Annotated in this window: 12 protein-coding genes and 1 pseudogene; 10 read left to right on the top strand and 3 right to left on the bottom strand. The window is 62.8% G+C overall.

The features are described 5' to 3' along the window. Positions 1–18 precede the first annotated feature (18 nt). From CO666_RS11060 to CO666_RS11015, 10 genes and pseudogenes are all read left to right on the top strand, one after another. Positions 19–2319: a molybdopterin guanine dinucleotide-containing S/N-oxide reductase gene (locus CO666_RS11060; RefSeq protein WP_097612108.1), complete on the top strand. Its 2301-nt coding sequence runs from the start codon at positions 19–21 to the stop codon at positions 2317–2319. A 184-nt stretch (positions 2320–2503) separates the two neighbouring features. Next, positions 2504–4156, top strand: a complete 1653-nt coding sequence (locus CO666_RS11055) for an ABC transporter substrate-binding protein (protein WP_097612107.1) — start codon at positions 2504–2506, stop codon at positions 4154–4156. Positions 4157–4189: 33 nt separating this feature from the next. Beyond that, positions 4190–5200, top strand: a complete 1011-nt coding sequence (locus tag CO666_RS11050) for an ABC transporter permease (protein ID WP_097612256.1) — start codon at positions 4190–4192, stop codon at positions 5198–5200. Next, positions 5197–6045: an ABC transporter permease gene (locus tag CO666_RS11045; RefSeq protein WP_097612106.1), complete on the top strand. Its 849-nt coding sequence runs from the start codon at positions 5197–5199 to the stop codon at positions 6043–6045. Before CO666_RS11050 ends, CO666_RS11045 begins: the two co-directional genes overlap by 4 nt. Further along, a complete protein-coding gene (locus CO666_RS11040) occupies positions 6024–7727 on the top strand; it encodes an ABC transporter ATP-binding protein (protein WP_097612105.1) in 1704 nt (567 codons plus the stop codon). Before CO666_RS11045 ends, CO666_RS11040 begins: the two co-directional genes overlap by 22 nt. After that, a complete protein-coding gene (locus CO666_RS11035) occupies positions 7724–8815 on the top strand; it encodes an LLM class flavin-dependent oxidoreductase (RefSeq protein WP_097612104.1) in 1092 nt (363 codons plus the stop codon). Before CO666_RS11040 ends, CO666_RS11035 begins: the two co-directional genes overlap by 4 nt. Positions 8816–8956: 141 nt before the next feature. Next, entirely contained in the window at positions 8957–10060 is a 1104-nt protein-coding gene (locus CO666_RS11030; RefSeq protein WP_097612103.1) for an LLM class flavin-dependent oxidoreductase, read from the top strand. Further along, positions 10060–11256, top strand: coding sequence for an acyl-CoA dehydrogenase family protein (locus tag CO666_RS11025; RefSeq protein ID WP_097612102.1), 1197 nt, complete (start codon positions 10060–10062; stop codon positions 11254–11256). The genes CO666_RS11030 and CO666_RS11025 overlap by 1 nt, the downstream gene beginning before the upstream one ends. A 2-nt stretch (positions 11257–11258) precedes the next feature. Then, positions 11259–12254, top strand: a complete 996-nt coding sequence (locus CO666_RS11020; protein ID WP_097612101.1) for a ketopantoate reductase family protein — start codon at positions 11259–11261, stop codon at positions 12252–12254. Further along, a pseudogene (locus CO666_RS11015) lies at positions 12175–12441 on the top strand (ISAzo13-like element transposase-related protein); the annotation flags it as partial. The gene CO666_RS11020 and the pseudogene CO666_RS11015, both read left to right, overlap by 80 nt. 173 nt (positions 12442–12614) lie before the next feature. Here the strand turns inward: CO666_RS11015 and CO666_RS11010 are convergent. From CO666_RS11010 to CO666_RS11000, 3 genes are all read right to left on the bottom strand, one after another. Then, positions 12615–14072 (bottom strand): NAD-dependent succinate-semialdehyde dehydrogenase, encoded by a 1458-nt coding sequence (locus tag CO666_RS11010; protein ID WP_097612100.1) that lies wholly within the window; start codon positions 14070–14072, stop codon positions 12615–12617. A gap of 228 nt (positions 14073–14300) precedes the next feature. Beyond that, positions 14301–15755, bottom strand: a complete 1455-nt coding sequence (locus CO666_RS11005; RefSeq protein WP_097612099.1) for an aldehyde dehydrogenase family protein — start codon at positions 15753–15755, stop codon at positions 14301–14303. After that, on the bottom strand, positions 15752–17029 hold the full coding sequence (locus CO666_RS11000; RefSeq protein ID WP_097612098.1) for an NAD(P)/FAD-dependent oxidoreductase: 1278 nt from the start codon (positions 17027–17029) through the stop codon (positions 15752–15754). The genes CO666_RS11005 and CO666_RS11000 overlap by 4 nt, the downstream gene beginning before the upstream one ends. Positions 17030–17163 lie beyond the last annotated feature (134 nt).

Raw genomic sequence — 17163 nt, 5'->3', positions numbered from 1 at the left:
GCCGCGGGAGACGGTGCGATGGACGGCTTCAAACCCCACAGCTCTCATTGGGGCGCATTCTATGGACGGCACCAGAGCGGCGAGCTCGAAATCCGTCCCCATCCCGCCGACCCACATCCATCTCTCCTGCTCGGCAATCTTCCCGCAATCGCCCATAGCTCCGCCCGCATCCGGCGCCCGGCCGTCAGACGAGGCTGGCTTGAAGGCAAGCCTGATAATGCGCAGAAGCGCGGGAGCGACGTCTATGTCGAGGTCACTTGGCCGGAAGCGCTCGATCTGGTCGCCAACGAGCTTCGCCGTGTCTACGGCGAAGCCGGACCGCAGGCCATCTTCGGCGGTTCGTACGGCTGGTCCAGTGCCGGACGGTTTCATCACGCGCAAAGCCAGATCCACCGCTTCCTCAACGTGCTCGGCGGATATGTCAGATCGGTCAATACCTACAGTTCGGGCGCGGCGATGGTCATCATTCCGCATGTGCTCGGCCCCTACGATCATTTCGACCGAAAGAGCGTCACCTGGGAGGCGATCGAACGCAGCAGCGAGCTGATCGTTGCCTTCGGCGGCATGGCGGTCAAGAACACCGATGTCCATGGCGGCGGCATCAGCCGGCATGTCGTGCGCCCCGCCCTGAGCGGTGCCCGTGCGCGCGGCGCGCGTTTCGTCCTCATAAGCCCGCTCAAGGATGATATTGCGAGTGATCTCGATGCGGAATGGCTGCCGGTCATCCCCGGAACCGATGTCGCACTCATGCTTTCAATCGCCTTCGTCCTCGTCAACGTGGGGCGGCATGATCGGGAATTTCTCGACCGTTATACGGTCGGCTATCCGCGCTTCGAGGATTATCTGCTGGGCCGCGAGGATGGTATTGAAAAGGATCCGCAATGGGCATCGGGCATCTGCGGTATCTCTGCCCAGACGATTGTGGATCTGGCGCGGAGCATGGCGAATGCCCGGACGCTGATCACCGTCAGCCACTCGCTGCAGCGCGCCGACTACGGCGAGCAGCCGGTCTGGATGGGGATCGTGCTGGCGGCCATGCTCGGGCAAATCGGCCTGGATGGCGGCGGCTTTTCCTATTCGCTCGGCGCCCTCGGCAATATCGGCAAGCGCCAGCTTGCCGTGCCCCTGCCGACGCTCAAGCAGTTCCACAATCCGGTACCGGATTTCATTCCCGTCGCACGGATCGCCGACATGCTGCTGAAACCGGGCGAACCGTTCCACTACAATGGTCAGGCTCTGCGCTATCCGGACATCCGCCTCGTCTATTGGGCCGGCGGCAACCCGTTCCATCACCATCAGGATCTCAACAGGCTTCGCCGGGCGTTCAAGAAGCCGGAGACGATCATCGTGCACGAGACGGCCTGGACGTCGTCGGCACGCTACGCCGATATCGTCCTGCCCGCGACTACAACGCTCGAGCGTGACGATATCGGTGCCGCCGACCGCGACCCGATGATGATCGCCATGAAGAAGCTGATCGAGCCGGTCGGTGAAGCACGCGACGACTACGAGATATTCGCTGATATCGCAGGACGTCTCGGCAAGCGCGGCGAATTCACCGAGAACCGGTCGAGCCGCGAGTGGCTGGCTTTCCTCTTCGAGACCACGCGAACAGCACTCGCCGCTGCCGGTCATCCGGCGCCGGATTTCGAAACGTTCTGGGAAAAGGGAGAGCTGCTGCTACCGGTAAAGCCTGACGATGGCGGGCCCGCGCGCGCATTCCGGGGCGATCCGGACGCTAGTCCGCTGCCGACGCCATCGGGCAAGATCGAGATCTTCTCTGAAACGATCGAGAGTTTTGGTTATGACGATTGCCGCGGCCATCCACGCTGGTTTGAGCCGGATTCGACGACGAAGGCGGCGGAGGGGCACTATCCCCTCTATCTCGTCTGCAACCAGCCCCACTCGCGCCTTCACAGTCAGCTGGACTATGGTGACTTCAGTCGTTCCACCAAGATCGGCGGCCGGGAGCCGGTACGCATCAACCCGGCCGATGCGGCAGAGCGCGGTATTTCGGACCGCGACATCGTCAGGCTGTTCAACGCTCGCGGCAGTTGCCTGGCGGCTGCGATGATCAGTGAGGATGTAAGGCCTGGCGTGATGCAGCTTGCCACCGGTGCTTGGTTCGAACCTGATGATGCGGATGCCGAGATCGCCATGTGCATTCATGGCAACCCGAATATTCTCACCCGCGATGCCGGCACGTCTCAGCTCGCGCAGGCCTCGACCGGGCAGCTGACGAAGGTCGATGTCGAGCGCTTTGCCGGGGAACTGCCGGCCGTGCGCATTCTCGAAGGGATGACGTTCATCGAGGAATAGATTGGCAGAGCCACCACGCTCACCGGGCGATCAACCCCGGAAATGCTGATCCAAGCGCTTCGGATCGCGCTGATAAAATAATCTACAAATTTGGTAGAAAAAGAACAACCAGTCTTTCTCGAAACCGATCCGCTCACATAGGCTCCTGTTTGTAATCAGCCCGGCAACCAAACAGGACCGCTTCATGAACGACCGTTCTTCTCGCCTTCTTCTTTCCCGGCGCCGTCTGCTGACCGCCACCTCTGCACTGGCATTTGCCGCTCTGGTCGCAACAGCGGGTGTAACCCCGGCATTGGCCGAGGATGGAGCGCATGACGGCGGAGATGTCGTCTTCCTGATCGACTCGCTAGGCGACACCTGGATTCCCAACAACAGTGCGATCTCAAGCTTTCAGGGCCACATTTGGGGCCATGTCACCGACAAGCTTCTTTATGTCGATGCCGACGGCAAGGTCAGTCCGTGGATCGCCGAGCGTTGGGAGCAGAACGACAATGCAACCGAATTCACCCTGCATTTGAAGAGCGGCGTGACCTTCTCCGATGGCAGCCCGCTCGATGCGGCGGCCGTCGTTGCCAATCTCGACATCTGGTATGCCGGTCGCAAGAGCGAGGGCATCAATCCGATCGGCCTCTTTCCCAAGACCTATGATCATGCCGAAGCCGTCGATGCAACAACCGTGAAGGTCTTCTTCAAGAAGCCGACGCTGGGGTTCATTCCGACGCTCGGCTATCATGGCTCGATTCTTGTCTCCCCGAAGACCATTGCCTCGCCGGCAAGCAGCCAGGCCGATCTCAGCAAGACCTCCGGCAGCGGCCCCTATGTCGTTGAGTCCTGGAAGGAAGGCGACTACGTCAAGCTTATCAAGCGTAAGGATTACAACTGGGGTCCTGCGGCGGTCGGCCAGACAGGTCCGGCCCATCTCGATACGATCACCTACAAGCTCGTCTCGGAACCGTCGCTGCGCGTCGCCGCCGTCCAGTCCGGCCAGGCCGACGTTGCCTATAACGCATCGCCGCAGGAACTCGAGTCCCTCAAGTCGGAAGGACTCACCGTGGCGACGCCCCGCTATCTCGGCTTCGTCAACGGCTGGGCTATCAACACCAAGCTTGCGCCCTATGACGATGTAAAGGTTCGCCAGGCGCTTCAGGCCGGCATCAATCGCCAGGAGATCATCGACACGGTCTACACGCCCGACTGGAAGCTTGCGACGTCGTTCATCCAGAGCAACGTTCCAGGTGCGAGCGACCAGAGCACGCTCCTCGCCTACAATCCCGAAAAGGCAGAAAAGCTTCTCGACGAGGCAGGCTGGAAGAAGGGAACGGGCGGCATCCGCGCCAAGGATGGCAAGCCGCTGTCGCTGACGCTGAATTCCAACCCCTACCTCGCGACATCGAAATCGATCGATGAACTGATTGCGCAGCAGCTCGGCAAGATCGGCTGGAAGGTCGATATCCGTGCCTATGACGTCGTCACCTACGGCCAGAAGGTGAAGTATGGTGGCGCGGGCGTACCGGCATATGAGGTGACGCGCTCCTTCATCGACGCCGGCACCGTCGCCAGCATCCTGACCAATGCGAACAATGGCGAGAACTGGTTCGCGCTCGACGAGAGCGACAAGACCCTCAACGACCTGCGCGACAAGATCGCCGGCGCCGGCTCCATCGAAGCGCGCAAACCGCTGCTCGACGAACTGCAGAAATACGTCCTCGACCAGGGCTATTTCATTCCGCGAACCCAGATCGTCCAGCGCATCTACGTGCAGTCGCCGAGGCTCAAGGGAGAGGTCTACAACGGCGTCGCCTATGCCAGCTACTACACCGCCACGAAAAGTGAATAGCCCGGCCGTTCAACAGATACAGAGGTGATGGGCATGAACAAAGCCTATTTCGACTACGCCGGAAAGCGCCTCCTGCAGGCGATCGTCGTGATCCTGCTGTCTTATGTCTTCACCTTTGTCGTCGTCAGCATCCTGCCAGGCGATCCGATTACCAACGTCCTGAACAATCCTCAGAACGGCTTCACACCGGATGAGATTAAGGAGATCATCGCTGCGCAGGGCCTGGATAAACCGATCCCCGTGCAGCTTTGGAACGCCTTTTCCGGCTTTGTGAGCGGCGATCTCGGCCTGTCGATGCGGACCAACCGGCCGGTTGTGACGCTGATCGCGGAGGTTCTGCCGTCGACACTCGTGCTTGCCTCGGCGGGCCTTGCGGTTGCGCTGTTCCTGGCGGCAATCATCGCCTACGGCACACAATTTCTGCCCCGGCGGTTCGGCCAGGGACTGCTCCGCGGTTTCCCGTCTCTGTTCCTGTCGGTTCCGAACTTCGTGATTGGCCTGGTGCTGATCCATCTCTTCGGTTTTCAACTCGGCGTCTTTCGCGTTATCGAGCCCGACAGTTTCTGGGCGACGCTTTTCGCAGCGATCGCCCTCGGCATTCCGATCTCGGCGCAGATCGCCGAAGTCCTGATTGCCAATCTCGACCACGAATCCGACCAGGACTATGCCGCCGTCGCACGCGGACGCGGGCTCGGCCAAATGCGGCTCTTCGTCATGCACTTGCTGAAGCCGTCCTCGCTGCCCGTCATCACCGTCGTCGCTCTAACGATCGGTGAATTGCTCGGGGGCTCCCTGATCACCGAGACAGTGTTCGGCCGGAACGGGCTCGGCAGCCTGGTACAGCGGTCGGTCAGCACGCAGGACCTGCCGGTGCTGCAGGCGGTCGTTTCGCTCGCCGCGGTGGTCTTTGTGGTCGTCAACCTGATCGCCGACCTGACCTACCCGCTGCTCGATCCTCGCGTGAAACTCCTTGGGACGCAGCAGCGCCGTCCGACGAGCGCCGACGACAGCTCTCTCCCCATCTCCAAGGCGGTGACCCCATGACGCTCGCCTCGCTTTCTTCCAATCCGCGTGTGACGCTGATCGGCCGTCTGACGGGCCTGCGCGTGCCGCCGCTCGTCATCCTGTCGTTCCTGGTCGTCGCCCTGGCGATCGCCTGGTCATTGGCGCCTGGCCTCTTCACGAGCTACGATCCGGTGAACGACACCCCCGCCCAGAAATTGCTCGGCCCAAATGCGGCGCACTGGTTCGGCACCGATCATCTCGGCCGCGATCTCTACGCCCGCGTCGTCTATGGCACGGCCTCATCGGTGGCGAGCGCATTGATCGCGGTCGTCATCGGCGTCGTTGCAGGCGGTGTTGTCGGACTGCTGGCCGGTTTCTTCGGCGGCTGGGTGGACACGGTGTTTGCCCGGCTCGTCGATGTCTTGCTGGCAATCCCCAAATTCCTGCTTGCCGTCATCGTCGTCACCGCAATTGGATTCGACACGACCAATGCGGCAATCGCGACGGGTGTCTCCGCCGTTGCCCTTTTTGCCCGGGTGATGCGCTCCGAAGTCATCAAGACCCGGCAGGCGACATTCGTCGAATCGTCCTTTCTCCTCGGTGGCTCGCGCTGGCACATTCTGTGGCGCCACGTGCTCCCGAACGCATCGCGATCGGTGCTGCCGCTTGCCGTCCTCCAGTTCGGCGATTCCATCCTGGTGATCGCCAGCCTTGCCTTCCTTGGCTACGGCGACCCGCCGCCTGCTTCCGACTGGGGCCTGCTGATCTCGATCGGCAAGGATTACCTCAAATGGCCGTGGCTGGTTTACGCCCCGGCCCTCGTCACGATCGCAACCGTTCTCTCCGTCAACAGGATCAGCCGATGGCTCCGCAAGACAGACTGACCATGCTTTCAAACCGCCCGTCGACCCCGCTCTTGCGGGCCGAAGGATTGTCGGTCGCCTACGGCGCCAACAGGGTCGTGACCAATGTCGGCTTCGAGCTTCAACGCGGCAAAGGTCTCGCGCTGATCGGCGAATCCGGATCGGGCAAATCCACCATCGCCCGCGCCGTCTTGCGGCTGCTACCGGCGACGGGACATGCTACCGGCCGCGTCGAATTCGAGGGCCAGGAGCTTCTGCGGCTTCCGGAGCGCCGCTTCCGCCCCTTCAGGGGACGCAGGATCGGCTTCGTGCCGCAGGACCCCGGCAATTCCCTGAACCCGGTCCGCACGATCGGCGCGCAGGCAATGGAAGCCGCCGCACTGCTGGACCAACCGGACAAGGCGCTTCGCAAGGCACTCGTTCTGGAGACATTCGCGCAGGTCGGGCTCGACAATCCGCAGCGTGTCTACGACTCCTATCCGCATCAGCTTTCCGGCGGCATGCTCCAGCGCGTGCTGATCGGGCTCGCCGTTCTGCCGCGGCCCTCGCTGCTGGTCGCAGACGAGCCGACCTCCGCGCTCGATGTGACGATCCAGAAACGTATTCTCGACCTCCTGTCGAAGCTGCAGGAGGAGTTGCAAATCAGCCTTCTCCTGATCACCCATGATCTGGCGATCGCAGCCGAGCGCGCAGATTCCATTGTCGTTCTCAAGGACGGCGCCATCCAGGAGGCTGGAAACACCGCTACGGTATTCTCCGCCCCTTCCTCGACCTACGCCAGAAAACTCCATGGTGACGTGCCAGCCCTCAACCCGGACCGGTACCGGAAGTTGCGGGAGCCCGGTTTCCGACACCTCGGCGCCAGGCGCGAGAAGACACCAAAGATCGAGGTCAGTGGCGTAACGAAGACCTTCACTGTCGACGGCAAGGTTCTGACCGCCGTCAACGACGTCTCGTTCGACGTTCAGGCGGGAACGACGCATGCGCTGGTCGGGGAATCCGGATCCGGAAAGACAACGGCGATCCGGCTTCTGCTCGGGCTTGAGCAGCCCGATACCGGCAAGATCGCGGTCGGCGGCGAACAGGTCAACGGCAAGTCACCCGAACAGCTGCGCTCTGTCTGGCGCCAATTGCAGCTCGTCTATCAGAACCCCTTCACATCGCTCGATCCGACCTGGAACGTCGAGAGGCTCGTGCGCGAGCCGCTGGACCGCTTCAAGATCGGGACAGATCACGAGTGGGCGCTTGCGGTGCGCAAGGCGTTTGCAGATGTCGGGCTGGGGGAGCATCTCTTATCCCGCAAGCCCGCCGCCTTGTCCGGCGGCCAGCGCCAGCGCGTTGCCATTGCCCGCTCGCTTGTCCTGAAACCCGATGTGATCGTGCTTGACGAGCCCACCTCCGCGCTCGACGTCAGCGTTCAGGCCGATATCGTCGAAGTGCTGCTGGCGCTGCAAGTCAAGCTCGGCCTCACCTATATCTTCGTGTCGCATGATCTGGCGCTGGTGCGCCAGCTTGCCCACACGGTCTCCGTCATGCAGCGCGGCCGCATCGTCGAGCACGGTACCGTCGGAGAGATCTTCGACACACCCCGCCAGCCCTATACCCGTTCGCTTCTGGAATCGATCCCGTCAGGGGCCGTGCGTTTTGCGCGAACCCAGCCCCTGCAGCAGCGGCAGATCTTCAACGAGGAAAAGATCGCATGACCGTCATCGCCCCTGCCGCGGCACCGTCCGCGTCATTCCGTCCGAAGAAGCGGCTGGGCTTCAACACGCGCGTCTCGTTCACCGACGAGACCGGCCCGGCTCACGGGCTGCGGGAGGGTATCGAACTTTTCAAGGCGGCAGAACGTCTGGGCTACCAGTCGGGTTGGGCCTATCAACGCCATTTCGACCATTATCTGTCCTCGCCGCTCCCTTTCTTTGCCGCAGCCGGCCAGCATACCAGTCATATCGTGCTCGGCTCGGCCGTCATTCCGATGCGCTATCAGGATCCCATCCTGCTGGCGGAAGCCGCAGGCACGACAGATCTCCTGATCGGCGGCCGGCTGGAACTGGCGATCTCGACCGGCTCCAACGCTGCCTTCGATGCCGTCTTCGGCACGGTCGAAACCGATGCCCGGACGGAAGCCAAGCGCCGCCAGGCCCGTTTCCTGTCCGCGATCGCAGGCGAGGTTCTGCACACCGTCGCAGAATCCGGCCAGGGGGCCGCGGAGGGCAGCCAACTGAGGGTGACGCCGCACAGTCCGACCCTTCGCTCGCGCATCAGACAGGGTTCCGCCAGCCTTGGATCGGCGATCCAGGCCGCCGAACTCGGCATCGGGCTGATCGCCGGAACCGTGCAGCATGACCACGCCGACGGCGAGAGCTTCGGAGCCTACCAGGCCCGCTGCATCGAGGCTTTCCGAGCCACCTGGCGAAGGGAACGGACAAGCGAGCCGCCGCCTGTTGCGGTGGCAGCGTCGATCCTGGTCGGCACCACGCCGGAACTTCGCGAACAATACGCCGCCTATGATCTCGAGCGTCGCACCCAAGGCATCGCAGCATCGCGGCCGAAAGGCGCACTTGAGCCGAGCTCGCGGACCAACCAGCCGCCGGGAAGCCAGATCTCACCGGTCTTCCACGGCACGCCGGACCAGGTCATCGAAGCCGTGTTCAGTGATCCCGGCCTTGCCGCGGCCGACGAGGTCGTCCTCTTCCTGCCGCCTGCCTTGGGTCTCGCCGAGAACATCCGGCTCCTCACCGATCTCGCCGGAACCGTCGCCCCAAGCCTTGGCTGGTCTCCCGACTTGTAAGGCCTTCGCTTAACCAGGTCTTCCACGCGAGCGATTAGAGAATATTTTCTATAGTTTCAGTAGAAATAGAAAGACCTGTCTTCCTTACTCTTTAGCTGCCGCCTAACTTTCGTCCAGCATTCGACAATCAGAGGAGCTCCCATGTCCGCGGAATTCATCAGCGTTAGCTTTCCCAACGCCTCGAACGATCTCGATCCCATCCCGGACGCTCCGGTCGATCCCCGCTATCTCGAGCGCTATGCGCGCGCGCTCGATGACTACGGCTTCAATTATACGCTGATCCCCTACTCGTCCTCCTCCTTCGACCCCTTCACCATTGGCGCCACCGTCCTTGCGCATACGAAGAACATCAAGATCATCGTCGCGCTCAGGCCCAATACCGTCTATCCGACGGTGGCGGCCAAATCGCTTGCCACACTTGACCAGTTGAGCGGCGGGCGGGTGGTCGTCCACTTCATTGCCGGCGGCAGCGATGACGAGCAGGCCCGCGAGGGCGACTTCCTCAACAAGGAGCAGCGCTACGAGCGGCAGGAGGAATATATTCGTATCCTGCGGCTTGCATGGAGCTCGACCGAGCCCTTCGATTTCAACGGCGAATATTACCAGTTCAAGCAGTTCCGCAGCGCCGTTCGTCCGACGAATGGAACCATCCCTATATCGGTCGGCGGGTCGTCGGACGCCGCCTACCGGATCGGCGGCTCGCTCGGCGATATCTTCGGACTATGGGGCGAACCGCTGGCCGAAACCAAGCAGCAGATCGAACGCATCTACGCCGAGGCAGCAAAGGCCGGCAGGACCGACCGGCCGCGGATCTGGGTGACCTTCCGCCCGATCGTTGCGGAAACCGACGAGCTTGCCTGGGAAAAGGCCCATCGGGTGCTCGACCGTCTCAAGGACAACCGGGAAAGGGGCCTTCATCGCGTGGCCCCCTCAGCCCCTCGCCCCGCCAATGTCGGTTCGCAGCGGCTTCTCGACATTGCTGCACGCGGCGACGTCCATGATCGCGCCCTGTGGTATCCGACGGTCACGGCGACCAATGCCTCCGGGGCGACCACCGCGCTCGTCGGATCGCCGCGCACGATTGCCGATTCCATCCTCGACTATATCGATCTCGGCGCCGACCTGATCTCCATCCGCGGCTACGACAATTTCAACGATGCCGTCGACTACGGGCGCTATATCCTGCCCTTGGTGCGCGAGGGCATACGCGAGCGGGAAGAGGCAAAGAAGAAGGCCGCCGCCTGATGACCGCGCGAGAGACAGCTTTCGATCCAAGTCTGCTGAGCGCGACGACGCGTGCTCTTGCGGATGCAGCTCCCGAGGCGGACCGGACCGGGGATTTTCCCTGGACGGGGATCCGGGTGGTTCATCAAAGCGGCCTGCTCGAAAGCACAGTCGCGGCGAGATATGGCGGCGCCGGCGCAACACTCCACGAGGCCGCAACGATCCTTGCGGCCCTCGGCCGCGGTGACCCATCGGTCGCGCTGATCAGCGCCATGACGATCTTCAACCACCTCGGCCAGGCAACCAAAAGCCATTGGCCCGAGGACCTCTACAAGCGCCTGCTTGCTGAGGCCAAGCAGCATCCGCTGCTGCTCAATGCCGCGCGTGTCGAACCGGAACTCGGCTCGCCCGCGCGTGGCGGCCTGCCGGCGACGGTTGCCCGTCGCACCGCATCCGGCTGGTCAATCACAGGCCGCAAGCGCTTCGTCACCGGCGCGCACGGTCTAACCCATTTCCTGGTCTGGGCCCACACCGATGAAACACCTACCCGGGTCGCAACATTCGTCGTTCCGAACAAGCTTCCGGGCATACGCGTTATCGAGAACTGGAACAGCCTTGGCATGCGTGCATCCGGCTCCCACGATGTCGAATATACCGATGTCGAAATCCCGCTCGAAAATGTTATCGATCTCGTCGATCCGTCAATCGCACAGCAGGATAATCGCGCCCACGCGGCAATCACACTGGCGCTGACCGCGCTCTATCTCGGGGTGGCCGAAGCGGCACAGGAGGCGTTCATCCGCTTCGCTCATGAGCGTATTCCGACCAACCTTGGCCATCCGATCGCCCGCACCGAACGCTTCGTGACGCTCTCCGGCGAAATCGATCTTCTCGTCTCCGGCGCCCGGCAGATCATTTTCGATGCCCTGCAGGACAAGCAAGCCGAGGCAGAAAAGCACATCCGGGCCCGGCTGCTTGCCGGCCGGCAGTTGCGCGACGCTGTGCAGATCGCCGTGCGCGGCATCGGCAATCCCGGCCTCGGGAACGAATTGGGGCTGGAACGCCATTTCCGGGACATTCAGTCGGTGCTCGTCCATGCCCCGCAGGAGGACACGTCCGTTGCCATTCTCGGGCGCGCCGCCTTCGAACGTTGGAAGAGCGAAACGGACGCGTCATTGGCGCCTCCGGTCAATCTCACTGTATTGAAGACGGCCTGATTATGAAACGCTACATCATCATCGGCGCCGGCGCGGTCGGTGCGAGCCTCGCCGCCGAATTCGAGACGCATGGCATCCCCTACGTGCTCGTTGGGCGCGGCGCCCAGATTGTCCATATCGCCGCTCACGGTCTCTCGTATCGCCGGCCGGGCGGACATCGTGTGCTCCGGCTCAACACCGCCGATACGGCTTCGCCACCGGCGCTTCGTCCGGGTGATATTCTGGTCCTTGCGGTCAAGGCACAGGATGTCGAGTCGGCCACGGAATTTTGGGCCTGGCGGCAGATCGAGGGTGCAGGCTTTGCATCGGAACTGCCCCTCGTGACGTTGCAAAACGGGCTGGCCGCGGAAGGCATCGCGCTGCGGCGCTTCGATCGTGTTTATGCGGCGAGTATCCGCATTCCGGCGCGTTACACCGTCACCGGCGAGGTGGTCGTCGGAGGCGAGCCGAATGTCGGCATCGTCGCCCTTGGGCGCTACCCCGAAGGGCTCGATGACACGGCTTTGTCGATCGTCGCCGATCTTGCAAAGGCGGGCTATCTCACTGAGGCGCGCCCCGACATCCAGCGATGGAAGGCGGCCAAGCTGGAGCATAACGTCACCAATGCGGTCGAGCTGTTCGCAGGCCCTTCCGAACTCCGCTCAAAGGCCGCAGCCGGCCTGGCGCAAGAGGCGCGCGCCGTTCTCATTGCTGCCGGCTACGATCCGGCGACCCCCTCGGAGTGGAAAATCGACATCTCATCCTGGCGTGTCGCACCAGAGAGCGGCATAAAGCCCGGCCAGCAATCGACCTGGCAAAGTTTCACCCGCGGCACCTCAAGCGAGGTCGACTACCTGAACGGCGAAATCGTCAGGCTCGGACGAATTCACGGTGTCGCAGCACCTCTCAACACCGCCTTTCAACAGGCCGCGGCGAGGCTTGCGATCGAAGGCCGTCAACCGGGCACGAGGGATATCGGCGAAATTTACCCAGTCGTTACCGACGGGGCTGCGCTATAGCCTGCCCGCAGTCCTGCAAACCGACCGAAAGGAAGAACATGGGAACCCCAAGGATCGTCGCAATATCGGGAAGCTTCCTTACGGGGTCTATGACATCGCCGACAATGCCGGCTGGGTCAGTGTCAGCATCGACTACGACAAGGCCAGCTTCGCGGTCAACGCCATCCGCCGCTGGTGGCAATCGATGTGCCTAAGCGATCTCCGATCGCGCGAACTCTCCAGAGATGTAAAGCTCGAGGGGCCGGCCTGCAGCCGGATCGACCGAAGCCGAAGATTGCCAAGATGCGTGTCGCGATGGCGGTGACGTAAGATGTGGCGCACGCGTGCGCCACCACTTTGCTGGTTCTCATCGCTTCAGATTCAGCTCAGCCCGCCGATGTGGAAGCTCTTCATTTCGAGATATTCCTCGATGCCGGCCTGCGCTCCCTCCCGGCCGAGGCCGGACTGCTTGACGCCGCCGAAGGGGGCGACTTCGGTGGAGATCGCGCCGGTGTTGAGCCCGATCATGCCGAATTCGAGGGCTTCGCCGACGCGCCAGGAGCGCTTCAGGTTTTCGGTGTAGAAATAGGCAGCCAGGCCGAAGGGGGTGCCGTTGGCGATTGTAATCGCCTCTTCTTCCGTCTCGAAGCGGAAGAGCGGGGCGACGGGGCCAAAGGTTTCTTCGCTGGCGAGCAGCATCTCGGTCGTCGCCTCCGTCAGCACCATCGGCGCGGCATATTGCGAGCCTTCCGCCACCGAGTTGTTCCGGGCGGAAATCTTGGCGCCCTTGGCCAGGGCGTCGTCGACATGGCGGGTGATCTTCTCGATGGCGGCAGTGTTGATCATCGGGCCGATGACATTGCCGGGTTCGGTTCCCGGACCGACCTTCATGGCGTTGACGCGGGCGCCGAGCTTCTCGGCAAAGGCATCATACACCCCGGCCTGCACCAGGATGCGGTTGGCGCAGACGCAGGTCTGGCCGCCGTTGCGGAACTTGGCCAGGATTGCGCCTTCGACCGCGAGATCGAGATCGGCATCGTCAAAGACGATGAACGGCGCATTGCCGCCCAGTTCGAGGGAGAGCCGCTTCACGCTGTCGGCGGCGCCGCGCATCAGCAGCGAGCCGATCCGGGTCGAGCCGGTGAAGGAGATCTTGCGAACCGTCGGGTTTGCCATGAACTCGTTGCCGATCTCCGCCGGCATGCCGGTGACGATGTTGATCACGCCTGCCGGGATGCCGGCGCGCTCGGCAAGCACACCCATGGCGAGCGCCGAGTAAGGCGTGAACTCCGAAGGCTTGATGACAACCGTACAGCCGGCCGCCAAGGCGGGCGCCACTTTCCGGGTGATCATGGCGATCGGGAAATTCCACGGGGTGACGATGGCGCAGACGCCGACCGCCTCCTTGAGCACGACGATGCGGCGATCTGGCGTCGGCGAGGGAATGGTATGGCCGCCGATGCGGCGGGCCTCTTCGGCAAACCATTTGACGAAGGAAGCACCGTAGCGGACCTCGACGCGCGATTCATCGAGCGGCTTGCCTTGTTCAAGCGTGATGAGCAGCGCAAGATCCTCGAGGTTCTCGATCATCAGCGCATACCAGCGCTCGAGCAGAACGGCGCGCTCGGCATGCGTCCTCTTCTTCCACGGGCCGAAAGCCGCCGCGGCTGCGTCGATTGCCGCGCGGGTCTCGGCGGTTCCCATATCCGGAACAGTGCCGAGCTTCTCCTGGGTCGCGGGATTGGCGACGCTCACCGTCTGGCCCGAAGTTGCGCGCGACCAGATTCCGTCGATCAGGCCGGCCTGTTGGAAAAGGTCTTTGTCTTTCAACTCGAGCATTTGGTTTCCTCTCTGATCATGGGCTGCCGCCGCAAAAGCCATTGTGATGGATGAATTCGGTCTTGCGCCGTCATCGATGCGCGTTCCTGAGCCAACCTACCGAAATAGGACAAGCAGCATGCTTCGACTGTGGGGGGCGCCGCGGTGGAAAATAACGTTTTGAGCGATGTGACAGTCATCTCGGCGCGGCAGAGGTCAAGCACGACCAGACGTCCGCGACAGGATGTTCTAGAAGTAGCCGAGGATGGATTTGACCTCGAGATATTCCAGCATGCCCTCGATACCGTACTCGCGCCCATTGCCAGATTGCTTGAAGCCGCCGAAAGGCGCGTGCGGATCCCAGGCCGGATAGTTGAGATGCACCTGACCGCAGCGGATCCGGGACGCGACGTCCCTGACGGCGTCGATATTCCCGCCCTGCACATGCGCGCCGAGGCCGTAGACGGTGTGGTTGGCGATGGTGATGGCTTCTTCCACCGTATCGTAGGGAATGAGGCAGAGAACCGGGCCGAAGATCTCCTCCTGGGCGATGCGCATGTTGGTATGCACGTCCGAGAAAATCGTCGGTTTAACGTAGAACCCGGCATTCAGACCGGCTGGGCGACCCTCTCCGCCGGTGACGAGTGTCGCGCCTTCGGCAATGCCGACGCCGATCATGGTCTGGATCCGATCGAACTGGGCGCGGTTGGCGATCGCGCCGTGCGTGGTGGCTTTTGCGAGGGGATCGCCGATGACGATCTCCTCTGCGGCCTGCCTGGCGAGGGTTTCGATCTCGGGCAGCCGCGCCCGCGGCACGATCATACGCGTCGGCGCGCTGCATGATTGGCCGAGATTGCGGAAGGCTGCGGCTATGCCCATGGAGACGGCGCGGTCGAGATCGGCGTCCGGCAGGATCACGTTCGGCGACTTGCCGCCAAGCTCCTGGGCGACGCGCTTGACGGTCGGTGCAGCTGCCTGGGCCACCGCGATACCCGCACGGGTAGAGCCGGTAATCGAAATCATGTCGACGTCCGGATGGGACGCGAGAACCGAACCGACGGACGGGCCGTCGCCATTAACGAGGTTGAAGACGCCGGCAGGGAAACCGGCTTCCTCGATCGCCTCTGCAAACAGCAGCGCGTCGAGGGGAGAAAGCTCGCTGGGTTTCAGCACGACCGTGCAGCCTGCGGCGAGCGCCGGCGAAACCTTGGCGGTGATCTGGTAGAGCGGCCAGTTCCATGGCGTGATCAGCGCGCAGACGCCGATCGGTTCGTGGGCGATGGCGGTGTGGCCGCGCTGCTTGACGAAGGGAAAGGCTTCCAGGACATCGCGAGCAGCCTTGACATGGGCGATCGCCATCGGCACCTGCGCGCTGCGCGCATATCCGATCGCCGCGCCCATTTCGAGGCTCAGGCATTGTGCGAAGAGTTCGCTGCGCGCTTCGAGCAGCGCCTGCAGGCGATCAAGCAACTCGATGCGATAGTCCGACTTGGTCCGGCTCCAGGCGGCGAAGGCCCGCCGGGCCGCGGAAACCGCAGCGTCGACATCCCAGCCGTTTCCGAGCGCAAAGTGGGTCACCACCTCTTCCGTGGCAGGGTTGACCACCACGCCCTTGGCGCTGCCGCTCGCTTCGAGCCATTGACCGTCGATGAAGAATTTTTCGAGACGGCCGCTGCGGGACAGGTGTTCGAGAGGCGCCATCATCCGACAAGGTCCTTCATGCGGTAATAGGCGCCGACGACGGGCAGGAACCACGGGTTTCCGGTATGCATGGGAACGGCGGGCCATGCGAAGCCCTCGAGCGGATTGGCGTCCTTGCGCCCCATCGCCATATCGGCCAGCGCGCTGCCCATGAAGGTCGACAGCTGGGCGCCGTGGCCGGAATAGCCCATGCTGTAAATGACACCCTCGGCATTGCCCGCGCGGGGATAACGGTCTTGCGTGCAACCGACGAGGCCGCCCCAGCAATAGTCGATCTCGACGTCGGCAAGCTGCGGAAACATGCCGACCATCTGCCGGCGCAGAAGCTGGCCGGAGCTGACGTCGGTTTTCTGGTTGGACACGGCCGAAAATCGCGCCCTCCCCCCGAACAGCATGCGGTTGTCGGGCGTGAGGCGGAAATAGTTGGAGATGTTGAGGGAGTTGGTGAAGTTGCGGTGGCCCGGAATCGTCGCGGCGGCCTCCTGCGGGGTGAGCGGGCGTGTCGCAATGATGAAGGAAGCGATCGGCACGAGCCTTCGGCGGAAATAGTTAAAGGGACTTGGCGTATAGGCGTCGGTTGCCAGAATGACCTGGCGAGCGGTGAGCGAGCCGGTCGGTGTGGTGAGCCGCCATCCGTTCGGCAAGGGCTCGCGGGCGGTGACCGGGTTCCGCTCCCAGATCGCCGCGCCATGGCGGCGGGCCGCCTCGGCCATGCCGTTGGCGTAGCGTCCCATGTGCATCATGGCGGATTTCGGATAGAGAATCCCGCCGTGGAAGGCATCCGATATCACCTCCTTGCGGAGGTCTTCGCGCGTGAGCCACTCGGCCGACGGGTCGACCTCGCGACGGATTTCCTCGGACATCGCCTGCAGCTTGCCGACATGCGAGGGCTTCGAGGCAAGCTTGAGCTTGCCGCCCCTGCGGAAGTCGCAGGCGATCTTTTCCTCCTCGATGATCCGTTCGATCATGTCGATGGAATCGTCATAGGCGCGCCACAAGCGGCGCGCCCGATCGTCCCCGAGATGCTGCCGGGCGGCGCCGAAGCTTGCGAAATGACCGCTGTTAAGGTGCCCGCCATTGCGTCCCGACGCGCCGTACCCAACGTGCTCGGCTTCCAGCAGAGCGACCTTCACACCGGATTGCGCGAGTGTACGCGCGGCATTGAGCCCGGTGAAGCCGGCGCCGATCACCGCAACCTCGAAATCTCCCGAGACGGGCTCGACGATGCCGCCGGTGAATGGGATCGAGGTATCATGCCAGTAGGACGCAAATTTCATTGGCGCATGTCCTTATGCTCGTCTGATCCGAATGCATAAAGTATATGCCCGCCGGCGTTGGAGGAGTGCGGCGCAGGCGGCCTCGTTTCGCAACAATTGCCTGTGTTCGGGGCGGCAAACCACAGCATATTCTG

This window comes from Rhizobium chutanense, from assembly GCF_002531935.1.
Classification (GTDB): domain Bacteria; phylum Pseudomonadota; class Alphaproteobacteria; order Rhizobiales; family Rhizobiaceae; genus Rhizobium; species Rhizobium chutanense.
This window is presented reverse-complemented; position numbering and strand designations above follow the sequence as displayed.

Excerpts from the sequence above, each read along its gene's own strand:
- CO666_RS11040 (WP_097612105.1), top strand. The coding sequence starts at position 6,024 with ATGGCTCCGCAAGACAGACTGACCATGCTTTCAAACCGCCCGTCGACC.
- CO666_RS11010 (WP_097612100.1), bottom strand. The coding sequence starts at position 14,072 with ATGCTCGAGTTGAAAGACAAAGACCTTTTCCAACAGGCCGGCCTGATC.
- CO666_RS11020 (WP_097612101.1), top strand. The coding sequence starts at position 11,259 with ATGAAACGCTACATCATCATCGGCGCCGGCGCGGTCGGTGCGAGCCTC.
- CO666_RS11035 (WP_097612104.1), top strand. The coding sequence starts at position 7,724 with ATGACCGTCATCGCCCCTGCCGCGGCACCGTCCGCGTCATTCCGTCCG.
- CO666_RS11060 (WP_097612108.1), top strand. The coding sequence starts at position 19 with ATGGACGGCTTCAAACCCCACAGCTCTCATTGGGGCGCATTCTATGGA.
- CO666_RS11005 (WP_097612099.1), bottom strand. The coding sequence starts at position 15,755 with ATGATGGCGCCTCTCGAACACCTGTCCCGCAGCGGCCGTCTCGAAAAA.
- CO666_RS11055 (WP_097612107.1), top strand. The coding sequence starts at position 2,504 with ATGAACGACCGTTCTTCTCGCCTTCTTCTTTCCCGGCGCCGTCTGCTG.
- CO666_RS11025 (WP_097612102.1), top strand. The coding sequence starts at position 10,060 with ATGACCGCGCGAGAGACAGCTTTCGATCCAAGTCTGCTGAGCGCGACG.
- CO666_RS11050 (WP_097612256.1), top strand. The coding sequence starts at position 4,190 with ATGAACAAAGCCTATTTCGACTACGCCGGAAAGCGCCTCCTGCAGGCG.
- CO666_RS11030 (WP_097612103.1), top strand. The coding sequence starts at position 8,957 with ATGTCCGCGGAATTCATCAGCGTTAGCTTTCCCAACGCCTCGAACGAT.
- CO666_RS11000 (WP_097612098.1), bottom strand. The coding sequence starts at position 17,029 with ATGAAATTTGCGTCCTACTGGCATGATACCTCGATCCCATTCACCGGC.
- CO666_RS11045 (WP_097612106.1), top strand. The coding sequence starts at position 5,197 with ATGACGCTCGCCTCGCTTTCTTCCAATCCGCGTGTGACGCTGATCGGC.